The following is a 12,569-nucleotide window of genomic DNA, read 5'->3' as shown; positions in this document are numbered from 1 at the left end:
CGCATGGATTTTTTCGGAACAAAAGTTCTTTTTTCTCACATTATTTCCGTATATTTGCACACAAAAAGCGAATAAAAGGTATTTATGGTAGAATTATCAGAACTGAACAGTTATCAGGAGGCCAGTCTTTTCTGCTCCGATTTGAGCGAGTGGCAGGAGGGGCCTCAGGTATTGACCTATGGAGCCATTCTCCTTTGCCGCAAGGGCAGGGCCGTGATGAATGTGAATTATAAGGATTGGGATCTCTATGAGGGAGCCGTCATCACCCTGTTTCCGAATGATGTGGTAGAGGTGAAGAAGGTGGAGCCTTCTGCTTCCTGCGAGGGAGATGCCTGTGCCGCCATGAATGCTTCGACCTTCGAAGTGGAGATGCTGAAATATAATCCATCTCTGCTGCGCGAAGCCAGTCTGCAGCTGGAACAGACGGTTTATTCTGCCTTGCGCGAGGACAGATGCCGGCAGGATTCGCCCGTGGTTACCCATATCATCGACAGCATGTTTGCCCTCCTCAGACTCTATTTCGAGCAGCATGACTGTACCTGTATCTCGCAGTTGGTACTCTATCAGCTCAAGGCCTTCTTCATAGGGTTCCACGAATATCTGCAACGCAATCCGCAGAACTGCCCCGACGAGGTGAAATCTTACAGGGTGAGGGAACTCTTCAACCGCTTCATGATGCTCATGGAACGCGATTACAAGAAGTCGAGAGATGTCAACTATTATGCCGAGCAGATGAACATCACCTCCAAGTATCTTTCGAATATCGTGAGACAGGTAACGGGTCATACACCCAAAATCATCATCGACCAGTATGTGGTGCTCCAGCTGAAGATGCAGCTCAAGCGCTCCGCCCAGAGCATCAAGGAGATGGCATGGGAATATCATTTTGCTGATGCCAGCTTCTTCTGCCGCTATTTCAAGAAACATACCGGAATGACGCCGCAGCAGGTGAGAGAATGAATACAGTAATTATAACATAAAAATTTTCAAAACATGACAACAACACTTATCATATTGGTTATTACGGTAGCCCTGTTCATCTGGGGCAGGGTGAGGGCCGACATCGTGGCGCTTACCGCCCTGGCTGCACTCCTGGTTCTGGGTATCCTGACGCCTGCCGAGGCGCTGGCGGGCTTCTCTTCGCCCATCGTCATCATGATGATAGGACTCTTCGTGGTGGGTGGAGCTATCATGCAGACCGGACTTGCCAAGCTTACGGGCAATAAGCTCATGGCGCTCTCGCGCGGCAACGAAACCATTACCTTCCTGCTCGTAATGCTCGTTACCTCCTTTATCGGCGCCTTCGTGAGCAATACCGGAACGGTGGCCCTCATGATGCCTATCATCATGAGCATAGCTGCGGGCTCGGGCATGCAGTCGTCGCGTTTCCTCATGCCGCTCGCCTTTGCCGGAAGTCTGGGCGGAATGCTCACCCTCATCGGTACGCCACCCAACCTGGTTATCGATGAAGTATTGACCGAGGGCGGTTATCAGCCGCTTGCCTTCTTTAGCTTCTTCCCTGTGGGCATCATCGTCATCGCCATCGGCATCATCGTGCTCATGCCGCTCAGCAAAATCTTCCTCAGCAAAAAGCAGAACGGTAAGAAAAAGAAGCAGGGCAAATCGCTTGATGACCTGGTAGACGAATATCAGCTGCTCGATAATCTGCATCGCTACATCGTGCCTAGCCGCCGCCCTTCTGCTGCCCTCGACGAGAATGGCGAGCAGATGGATATCGTGGGCAAAACCCTGAAGGATCTGAGTATCCAGAAGAAATATGGCGTGAGTATCATCGAGATAAGAAACGAGAAGAAATCACGACTGGGACTGGTGAAGGATGTGAGCCAGAACATGGCGAAGAGCAGCAGCACCATTCAGGTTCACGATACCTTATATATAATAGGTGAGGAGGAGAAGATGAAACGCTTTGCCAGCGATTACGGCCTCAGGAAGATGAAGGATGTGAAGATTGATTTCTACGATCTGGGACTGACCGAAATCGTGGTGATGCCTACGTCTAATTTTGCCGGTCTGCGCATAGGCGATGCCAACCTGCGCAAGCGTTTCGGCATCAACGTGCTGGGCGTAAAGCGTGGCGATGAATATATTACCGACAATCTGATAGCCGCCAAACTGCATGTGGGCGATATGCTCCTGGTGCAGGGCGAATGGACCAATCTGGCTCATCTGGCTACCGATACGAGCAACTGGGTGGTTATCGACCAGCCAGAGAAGACTGCCGACAAGGTGCTCTTGGATTATAAGGCGCCTGTGGCGGCTGCCATCATGCTGCTGATGATTGCGATGATGGTGTTCGATTTCATTCCTGTGGCTCCGGTCACGGCGGTCATCATCGCCGGACTGCTGACCGTCTTTGCCGGATGTTTCCGGAATGTGGAGGCGGCTTACAAGACCATCAACTGGGAGAGTATCGTGCTGATAGCCGCCATGATGCCGATGTCTACGGCGCTTGAGAAGACGGGTGCTTCTGCCTTGGTTTCTCAGGGGCTGGTAGAGAGTTTGGGTTCGATGGGACCTACGGCTCTCTTGGCAGGTATCTACTTCACCACTTCTCTGATGACGATGTTTATCAGCAATACTGCCACGGCTGTGCTGATGGCTCCTATTGCCCTGGTGGCGGCCCGGCAGGTAGGTGTGAGTCCTTATTCCTTCCTTTTTGCGGTTACGTTGGGCGCCAGCATGTGCTTTGCCTCTCCGTTCTCCACGCCTCCTAATGCGCTGGTGATGAAGGCGGGTGGCTATACGTTTATGGATTACGTGAAGGTAGGTTTGCCGTTGCAGATTATCATCGGCGTTGTGATGACCTTCGTTCTTCCGCTCCTGTTTCCTTACTAAGGATTTTTGATATCAAGATAAAAGCCCCCGATGTTTTTCCCGCATTGGGGGTTCTTTTTTTATCGGGTTAAATCAGGCCTTTTTATTTTCCCAATTAGGGAGATTTTTTTCTCCAACTGGGCAAGTAATTTTGCGCGCTTTCTGAATCACGATGCAAAGATACGAAATCCCGTTTTGTCAGTTGTGCGATAGCGTGCGATGCTGTGCGATAGCGGAACATTTTCCTAAAAAATTACGCTAAAATCAGCCGAATAGCTAAAAATGAACTATTTATGAGTTTTTCACCTCAACAGAGGTAATGATTTAGCAACAGTTCTAAATTCTGCAATCTGCATACGTTTGCTGCCTAACAACTCTTTTCGGCTGCAAAAATACAAAAAAATAATGAATCTAAGAATTTTATTAAACAAAAAATATCAAACAGAGTAATATGTTGCAAAAAGCACGGTCTTACTAGTAGTCTGTAAAGTCTAAAAGTTGAGTAAAACGTCGTTCGTCACATACTGATGATTGATGAAATATCACACGTGCCTTACTAAACTTTTAGACTTTACAATCTACTAGTTGTTTATTTTGCGAAATACGTATTTACAACATTTGTTGTTGTATTTTGCAATTTTAGCAACTTGTCGGTAAATTCTAAAACTTTAAACTTAACAGGGAAAGTTTTTGTACCCTTTCCTTCTGATGGAAAAATAACATAAAATGTTTCTACGTTTTCCTGCTGTATTAAGTATGGCTTCTCTATAGTATGAGTCTGTCCATTAAAGGAGAAACTAGTTGTGTATGTCGTATCTTTGAATATAAGATTCGAAGTATAAGACTTTCCTTTTGGCAATTGCAACTCCCATTTTTTACCTTTTAAGCTGTCGATTTTAAATGATTGTGCATGAACTAATTGCCCATTTAGGAACAATAGAGAAATAAAAAAATATTTAAAAATTAACTTCATATTTATTTAATTACTTTATACCTGTTAATACTATATTATAATCTTGTAAAAAATACCCAGCATTAACTGAGTACATACAAGCAAGCTCAGGGTCCATATAAATAGCAGCACCCGTATTGGAGTTATATCCTACACATAACACATTATGGGCAGAGCTTTCTATTTGGCTATTTACATCAGTCATGACGGGATGCTTGGCATCTATTGCAGACTTATAATTTGTAAATGTTTGAGTTTTAAAGAAATGTGTTACAAAAGGCTCGATATAATCCAAAGAAACACCATCAATCAAAGGATTTGAATTATATGTTTGTGTATAATATAGAATATACGCTCCCTCATTTACTGTTCCACCAAAAACTTTATTGTTTGCATACTCCATAATTGATGTTACGCAGGCATTAGGTATTTGCTTTGCCATTGTTGTTGGCAAACTACTTTTGACAAAGACATCACCTTTTTGTTTTGAATATTTTGTCGGGTTATAAATTATTTGAGTGGAAATCTGTTCTTTCGACACATTGTCTGGCTCGATTAAATCAGTCCCTTCACATGCGACCAAAAAAGTCACAGGAATAAAAAATAACAAATGTTTTATCTTCATATACATTTTCCTTTCCAAATGGTTTCGTCATTCAATTCTTGCACTTGTAGCAACCATTTTTAAACCTACAAGATTCTATATTTTTTGCAAATTTACAAAAAAAATATTTTAAGTGTTGAAAAATTAAAATTATTTATCTTTTTTAACAATCTATCTTTGTTTGGTAACTACTCAGCACCCCTATAGAAAACTTCTCGTTAATAAAGCATAAACTTGATTTTGCTTATTTTCTTCATCATTACAAACTTTTTAATGATTGAGTCGATGAGGACGTAGGCTGTTTAAAACAGTTCATTTAACGAGTTCTTTTCCGATGATGCCTCCAACATGTCTCCTTTGTCTATTATCGCCTTTCAACAGATTATCTGCCAGGAGATGCGTTTTTGCATTCCCCGTAAGTCAAAAGTCTGCGTTAATGGATGTAAATCGTGATTTTGCCATGTGGAGAAAAATGCTTATCTTTGCACCAAAAAAATGGCAAGCGACTGTACTGACATAGATGTTGTTTTGCGCCAGATAAACCAGCGTCTGCGCAAACTTGAGAAGTCCGACTCCGAGAAGACTGAGGAGATCGGACGCCTCAACCGTGTCATTAACCAGAAGGACGTGGAGATACATAATCTAAAGACAGAACTTGCTTCCACAAAGGCAGAACTTGCCGTTGCTAAAGAGCGCATCAAGGAACTCGAGGGAGCTGATGACGATACATCAAGTACACCAGGAAAGCCCGAGAAAAACAGCAGTAACAGCAGTATCCCTCCATCCCAAGAAAGTATCGCTTCCCGTGAGCTGCGCAGGACAAAGTCTCTTCGCAAGCCAAGCGGAAAGCCGAGCGGTGGACAGCCTGGCCACAAGGGTCACACACTGCAGACTATAGCAGAACCAGACGTAATTGTAAAGCACGAACCAGTCTATTGTAAATGCTGTGGTCGGCTCTTGATTGATATACCATGCCAGAAGATCCGTAAGACACAAATTGTTGATATCAAGGTGGTCGTAGAGACCTGCGAGGAACAGTATTACGAGAAGGTCTGTGAATGCGGTTGCGTAAACAACTGCGAAGCTCCCAACTGTCGTATCAAGTATGGTGACAACCTCCGTGCACTGGTGACATACCTTAATGTAGTGCAGTGTATTCCGTTCAAAAGGATTGCAGAACTTATATCCGACCTGTCCGGCCAGAATATAAGTGAGGGTACAGTGCAGAACATACTCAAAGAGAATAGCGGCAAGGCAGACTGTGCATATGAGGAAATACGCAAGAGGCTGGAAACAGCGTCTGTCGTAGGAGCCGATGAAACTGGTGCTACGGTAGGAAAGCATCTGCATTGGAACTGGATATTCCAGAACGACCTGCTTACATACGTGTTCCAGTCAGAATCGCGAGGTCAGAAGGCCATAGATTCCAGGTTTCCAAAGGGACTTCCCTATTCGACACTTGTGACTGACAGACATCAGAGCTACTTCAAGATGAATGTTAAGGACCATCAGGTCTGCCTGGCTCATCTTCTTAGGAATGCAGAGTATCTGAACGAACTGGATCCAAACCAGAACTGGTCACGGAGATTCATCCATCTGATAGAACACTCTATAAATCTCAGAAGAGAGGACAACATTACCTCTAGAAAGATAAAGGTACTGAAGACAAAGATGAAGAACCTCTTGGGTGAAAGCCTCACGCATTTAGATAACGAGTTTGAGAAATTCAAGAGGGGTATCCTTAAAGTCAAAGACTACCTATTTACCTTTCTCTCCAATCCAAGTGTGCCTTACGAGAACAATGCCAGTGAGCGGGGAGTTAGGAAAATCAAGATAAAGCAGAAAGTCAGCGGTTGCTTCCGAACAGACAGCGGTGCCGATGATTTTGCCAAGTTGCACTCCATTGCTGAAACTGCTATGAAGAACGGAAATTCTAAATTCAATGCAATTCTTGCTGTAGTACAACAGTAAGACGATTACTCATGCCCATAGGGGTGCTGAGTAGTTACTTTGTTTGTTTTTATACACAACTACTTCTCTTGTCTTGTAATTATTTGGATGCAAAGTATGTTTAATGGTTAAGTTTTTCGAAAGAAGAGCATTTTTTGTTTTGCGTATAATTTACGTTAAATTTTATAGGATTAAAGTACAATGATAACATTTTTACTCTATCTTTGCAAAATAAACATTTAATTTTCAATAGTTATGAAACATTTATATTTTTTTCTTATAGTGTCATTCTGTTCATCATTACTCAGTTGCACTAATGATGACAGCTTTCTCGCTCATGATTTTGAGACTCAGCAAAATCGTGCTTTGTCTATTTACACCGGAAACTACAACATCTATCAGATTGCTAAAAAGGTGTCATTACCATCGGCTTCCACAACCAAATTAAACTCAGTAATAACAAATTGCTGTAACGACTATCCTGTTATTAAGTGGCTACATAATTATGCAAAAGATAAAAAATACAATTTTTCAGATGTAAATATTACATCTAAAGGCATGAATGGGAATCCTGCTGCCTATGACCATAGTACAAAAATCCTGTCATTTTTAACAAGCAATGCTATAAATAACACAACTTATCCAGAAGAGTTCATACATATGAACCAAGATAATGTGTATTTTGGAGGAATTGGCACATATGAAAAAACTGCCATGCTAAATATAGAGTTCGAATCAAAATTCATTCAAGATGTTATTCATGCGCCTTATGGAACACAGTTAGTTGGTTCTGGCAATAAGTATTACAATTCATATATCAATTGGGTGTATTCATTTAATCCAACATCTTCATTTCCAAATTTTACCGCAGTAGAATCTGGTTATAACAATATTTCTTGGTGGCAATTTGCTCAGGACTTCAAGGAAAGTTCTCCTTCTCCTTACAAAGATTACGTTATGAGCAATGTGCTTGTAGCAAAACTTATAGATATTATAGGGAATAATTTTGGCAAAAATACAAAAAGTATCGCTTTGGCTAGTTCAAAAAACAGTACAATCTTACCCCAAAGTTTCAAATATAAAGGAAAAACATTTATAGTAAAAGAGAACATTATCAAAAATGCACAAAACAAAATCTCTTTTGCCAATATTGCTGTATCTAGTACTTTAAAAATCAACAAATGTATCCCTGTAGATTCTATAGTCAGACAAGTATTCTCAAAAGAACGTATAAAGTATCTAGCCGAAAGAAATGAAAAAATCATTTGCTTAACTGTATTTGATGGTCAAAGTGGAAAAATAGAAGAAGTCAGTTTTTCTCTGACTTTTGCACCTGATATTACAGAAAAGGAAATTTTTAATTTAGAGCAAATTATAAAAAATCAACTTTTTTCTTTTGAAGATACAAATACTCAAGAACATTATAGATTTGTACAAGCTATAGATTTTACATTGCTGAACAAATGATATAAACCTGTTGACGATTTCTTACTCGCCAACAGGTTTAAATTTAAATCACGCATACGTAGGGACGATTGCTGGATAAAAAACATTCAAATATATCTGTATAGGCGTTTAGAGCTTACAAAAACTTCACATAGAATATCAAACTGGTTGATTTTCAACAGAAGTGTTACAAGTGATACCTAAGACTTTTAGTGGTTTTTATGAAATAGCTGCACTATTTATTGCAAGATACACTCATTCTCAATGTTTTAGGTAGTGTGTACTAAATACCCATGCAGACAAATATATTTTGCTGCGTTGGCTCTTCTTAAATTTTATTACATTTATGTATATAGGTTTTGGGAGACATTTACCGCTATACATAAAATGGAGTTCTGGAGACTATCAAATGGTTCTTATCATTAATTAGAGAAAGATTTTGTACTAAAATTTGAGAAGAACCTTGCGCATTTGTTCCTTGCTCCTTGCCATAAGATACAAATCTGATTATAATCGAAAATGATGATTTCTTCTATCTTTTGAGATATTCCATTGCTCCTTGAACCATTCTATAATAGGCTGTCTATTGATATACAAAAACAGTTGGTTCGGCTTGGTAGAATCAGAAAACACCTTGATTTCCGCATTCTCCACATTGAACTTTCTTCTGTGTTCCTCGGAATAGAGTGAACCGCTAAAGTTGAGTGCCTTTCCGGTCAGAAGCACTCCGATTTGCTCGACTGTGAATCCTATCTTCCTGCACAGGTCTTCCATTTGCAAGCGTGCCTCCAACATCGGGAACCAACGTTTGGCTCTGCGGATGATGTTGTTGAGCATCGTTACCTCTGTGGTGTGCTTGCTCTCCAAATTCGCAACCTCCGATTGGTGCTTCCGCTGCATCTCGTCAAGTTGTTTGCCGTGGCTGTCCTCTATTCGCTGTATTTTCTCATGGAGTTCAGCTATGTATTGCTCTCGGTCTGTCACAAGCTCGCACAACTTTCGGTTGTGTTGCTCCACCTCCTTCAATTTTCCACTGCCCAAAAGAGAACCAATCTTCGACACAAAGGCTGTCTTGGCTTCCGTCTTGGCTGCCTGTAGCTTCTCCGTGTTGATTTCACTCTTGGTCTGTTTGAGCAGTCGCTCCGCTTCCTCCACATCGGATTGCAGCAGCTTCATGCAGTTTTGAAGTCTCTCCGTCTCTCGCTTGATGTTGCGGTAATACTGTGCCGTAGTGGTATGCCTCGCATCCGATCCACGGACACCTCGTTTCAATCCATACTTGCCCATGGCTTCCGCATAGCTGTCGTGATAGCCGACCATCTTGTCACGGTTGAGCACATCATCTGCACACAGCCTTACGACATTGGCTTTCTTACGATATGTCCGCTTGCCCTCTCCCATAGGTTTGTCCTTGGCTTTTCTCCGTTCGCCTGTCACTATCGGAACGATGGAGGCGTGGAGGTGTGGCGTATGCTCGTCCATGTGGAGAACAACTGACACGACATTTTCCTTGCCGAATGTGTCCTGCAACCATTTCAAACTGTCGTTGCACCAATCGTCAAGCTGTCCTTTTTCTGCGATGTTCATCATGTCCTCATGTGTTCCCGAAAGAACTGTTCTTATCACCCTAACCTGGTCGTTGGTAATCTTTCGCTTGATGCCTGCAGTCTTGATGCGGTGGGAGATGGCTTCGTCACGACCGTACACACCACTCGGCATCTTGACCAGTTCACGGTTGAGATGCGTTCTCGTTGGGTCTGCGTTGTCGGGAATCACCTTGCGTTCTATGTGGTCTGATTCCCTTGCGTCAGAACTGCCCTTTGCCTTCTTGAAATCCAAACTGAAATGTCCCATAATAAACTTGTTTTAGAGTTGTACAAATCCGCTTGCCACATTGCGTCCTGCGCATGGCTTACGGGGTTTCAAAAGGGGATGCCCCTTTGCTCAATGGGCGTTTTTAGCGGTGGCGTGCCACTGCGTCAAGAAAACGCCCTATTGAGCTATGGCTTTTCCGTTCAGAATAGCCATTGGGGCAGAAAACACATCACATGCCCAAGGCTGCGCCTCTCTTCCGAGGTGGAACGGTTCGCTTAACAGGCTGTACTTGGTGTACCGACTGTTTGGATTTCACTCCGCACAGATAGTCGTTCAAGTCATTGTACTCGCTGTACAAGTGGGATGCGTCCCTCACATGATAGCCGAGGGCGTTCTCGATGGCAAGCGTTGCCTTCCGCCCTGCCTCGTCGTTGTCGAGCAGACAACTGATGCGCTCGTAGCCGTGGAGTGCGTCAATAGCCTTGTCAACGTTGCTTGTTGAGTTGAGTATCACGTAGTCTTGTGCTTCCAATGACGGACAAGACGGAAACTTTTCCATGCGTAACGAGAGAAAGGAAAGATAGTCCATCATGCCCTCGAACACATAGCAAGCGTATCTTGGCTCGCCTTGCTGTCGGATATGTGTGATGTCTTTGGGGGACATGCAACCCTTGAAGAATCGGTTACGAACCTCGTAACCGCCCGACTTGTTCTTGAAGCCGATGGCGAAGTAGTTCTTGCCATTATGCGAGAAGTGGAGTTCCACACATTCCTTTCGGGCGATGCACAGGTCAATATTCCGCTCGCTCAGATAGCGCAGGAGTGCAGGGTGGTTGAGTTCCCTAACCTCCAATATCTCAAAACTCGGCTCGGAGGCTTGCTGAGGGAAAGAAAAGTCGGTCGGGTGCACATGGGGTGCTTGCTTCTCTATCTTGTCCAAGAGATATGGCAAGCTGTCTGATGCGTAGAGGTATGACGCAAGGATGATGTTGCCGCCCTTGCCCATTCCGAAATCGAACCAACTGTTCATCATGGTGTTCACCTTGAAAGATGCCTCGCTCTCATTTCTCAGCGGTGACTTGTACCAAAGGTTTGCGCCATGCTGCTTGACAGGGCGGTGTCCCAAACTTTGCAGGTAGTCTGCAATCTTGATTTGCTTTGCTTCTTGAATGTTCATGTTTTACTGTGGATTAAGTGGTGTATGTATTTCTGATGAATTGTTGAGAATGGTATGTATTGGTATGATAGTCAAATACTTATCTTCTCAACAAACTCTCAACAAATGGTTCTTTTCAACAAAATCATCGGGCAAAAGAGAAAGACAGGCATTAGCTGTCATGTTTTCTCTTTTCAACAGTCTCTTTCTTTTGTTGAGAGATTTGTTGAGAAAATGTTGAGCCTTAAATACTTGATATTCAACACTTCTTTCATCATATTCAACAATTCAACAAAATTATATGCTATTTAGCTTGTCCCTCGTTACAGTGTAGAACCTGCCCACACGTTTTGTTGGCGAGTAGTGACCGCTGCTATTGTAGTTGTACTCGTATGAGGTGTAGGTGAGGGCGTTCTCTGAAGGTTGCAGCTTCCAACAGTCCTGCACTATCTTTCGCACAAGGTGCTTCTCCGCTTTCACGTGGTTGCATTGCAACAAGGCGATTGCGTCATTGAGGCAGAACTGCAAGCTGTCGGTTTGGGTGTTCTCCATGACCTCAAGGAACAGCTCCGACATTTCCACCTCAAGTCTGTTACGGTTGCAGCGTATGATTCTCCTCAGAGCATCGGTCGCTATCTGTTCGGGGGCGAACCACATTCGGCTCTTGTGCTCTGTGGATAGCGTTCTGCCTTGCAGATGGAACAGAAAAGCGGGTATCTCCGCCTTCAGTTTCTCCAAGAAGTCGGTATCGTCAGATTGCAACGATGAAATCTTCCTCACCCAATATCGGGTCTCGCCCTCGTCAATGATGACAGGGAGTGATTCGTTGTTGGAACACAGCACGAACTTGGCAAAGAAGGAAATCTCGTTCCTGTCCTTGCCCTTGGCTTCCACCTTGTACGAGAGGGTGGTGCTGAGGTTCTTCAACCGCTCGGAATCCTCCCTGCGACTGAGCAACACCTCGTCCACGACAATCAGCAGCTTGCCAGCCCAATCGGAATTGAACTGACTGCGGAAGTCCTCGTTGGTGTTGAATGTCACGTTGTCTTGGAACAACGCTTTCAGAAAGTTCAAGAACGTGGTCTTGCCTGTGTTCCTCTCCTCTGATACGAGCAGCAGAATGGGCAACTTCTGCACAGGTCTGAGATAGAGCAGTTGCAGGTAGTCCATGCCAAGCTCATATTGCTCACCGAAGATGTGACTAACCAACTTCTTGATATTAGGGAAGTCCCCTTGCATCGGCTTATGTCCTATCGGCTCGTATAGGTTGAGGAAACCGTCTATCACCGTGCGGTGGTTCACATGTTCGGGAACGGTACAGAAGCCGTCATACTTGTGAACGTACTTGACGAACTCTTTGCCGTAGTCCTGACGCAAGGTCTCCATGTTCCATGGGATGCGCTTTCTTACCTTTCCTCCTGTGATGGTAGGTTGGTCAACCACCTTGTATAAGGTAGTGCCAACACGGATGAACATCTCGTTTGTCGGAGGTGCTGCCTGTGGCTGTTTGCTTCCCACAGCTACAGGTTGTTTGTTGTCGTTTGTCTTGCTCATAATCTAACCTTTGTGAGTTGATAAAATTAAAGTTGCAAAGGTAAGGGCGGAAAATCAAAATGCAAAACACAAACTTACGCAGAATGGAGAAGTTTGCACCGACAATGTTAAAAGATTGGAAATCAAGGTGCTTGATGTAGCCAATCGGGATAAGATGAAACAAAAAATCCCGAAGAGAGGTTTCCTTGCGAACCTTTCCTCGGGATGAACAAAAATGTATTCCTGCATGTCATACGTTTTATATGTCATACGATAAG

At 43.6% G+C, this 12,569-nt stretch carries 9 protein-coding genes; 4 read left to right on the top strand and 5 right to left on the bottom strand.

The window, feature by feature from the left end; translation table 11 throughout:
• Positions 1-84 precede the first annotated feature (84 nt).
• Both KUA46_RS08685 and KUA46_RS08680 read left to right on the top strand, forming a co-directional pair.
• On the top strand, positions 85-960 hold the full coding sequence (locus KUA46_RS08685; protein ID WP_218486919.1) for a helix-turn-helix domain-containing protein: 876 nt from the start codon (positions 85-87) through the stop codon (positions 958-960).
• 33 nt (positions 961-993) lie between these two features.
• The gene (locus KUA46_RS08680) at positions 994-2,856 is read left to right on the top strand and encodes an SLC13 family permease (protein ID WP_218486920.1); all 1,863 of its coding nucleotides are present in this window, start codon (positions 994-996) and stop codon (positions 2,854-2,856) included.
• A 568-nt stretch (positions 2,857-3,424) separates the two neighbouring features.
• Here the strand turns inward: KUA46_RS08680 and KUA46_RS08675 are convergent.
• Together KUA46_RS08675 and KUA46_RS08670 are read right to left on the bottom strand one after the other, a co-directional pair.
• Complete coding sequence (locus tag KUA46_RS08675) at positions 3,425-3,808, bottom strand: hypothetical protein (protein WP_106812876.1); 384 nt, start codon at positions 3,806-3,808, stop codon at positions 3,425-3,427.
• Between the two features lie 10 nt (positions 3,809-3,818).
• Complete coding sequence (locus KUA46_RS08670; protein ID WP_022328649.1) at positions 3,819-4,412, bottom strand: C39 family peptidase; 594 nt, start codon at positions 4,410-4,412, stop codon at positions 3,819-3,821.
• A 474-nt stretch (positions 4,413-4,886) separates the two neighbouring features.
• On the opposite strand from KUA46_RS08670, the gene tnpC reads away from it, so the two are divergent.
• Together tnpC and KUA46_RS08660 are read left to right on the top strand one after the other, a co-directional pair.
• Positions 4,887-6,362, top strand: coding sequence for an IS66 family transposase (tnpC, locus tag KUA46_RS08665; protein ID WP_434725783.1), 1,476 nt, complete (start codon positions 4,887-4,889; stop codon positions 6,360-6,362).
• A gap of 234 nt (positions 6,363-6,596) precedes the next feature.
• Positions 6,597-7,808 carry a hypothetical protein gene (locus KUA46_RS08660; protein ID WP_117727910.1) on the top strand — a complete coding sequence of 404 codons (1,212 nt, stop codon included), beginning with the start codon at positions 6,597-6,599 and terminating at the stop codon, positions 7,806-7,808.
• Positions 7,809-8,294: 486 nt separating this feature from the next.
• On the opposite strand, the gene mobV is transcribed toward KUA46_RS08660, so the two are convergent.
• The 3 genes from mobV to KUA46_RS08645 form a co-directional block, all read right to left on the bottom strand.
• Positions 8,295-9,641, bottom strand: coding sequence for a MobV family relaxase (mobV, locus tag KUA46_RS08655; protein WP_117727909.1), 1,347 nt, complete (start codon positions 9,639-9,641; stop codon positions 8,295-8,297).
• Positions 9,642-9,831: 190 nt separating this feature from the next.
• Positions 9,832-10,779, bottom strand: a complete 948-nt coding sequence (locus KUA46_RS08650) for a toprim domain-containing protein (protein ID WP_218486870.1) — start codon at positions 10,777-10,779, stop codon at positions 9,832-9,834.
• Between the two features lie 276 nt (positions 10,780-11,055).
• On the bottom strand, positions 11,056-12,234 hold the full coding sequence (locus tag KUA46_RS08645; RefSeq protein WP_256625012.1) for a primase-helicase family protein: 1,179 nt from the start codon (positions 12,232-12,234) through the stop codon (positions 11,056-11,058).
• Positions 12,235-12,569: the final 335 nt, after the last annotated feature.

The sequence above is a fragment of the Segatella copri genome (assembly GCF_019249765.2).
In the GTDB taxonomy this organism is placed as follows: Bacteria; Bacteroidota; Bacteroidia; order Bacteroidales; family Bacteroidaceae; genus Prevotella; species Prevotella copri_K.
Note: the sequence above shows the minus strand (reverse complement) of the source record. Positions and strands in the feature narration are given on the sequence as shown.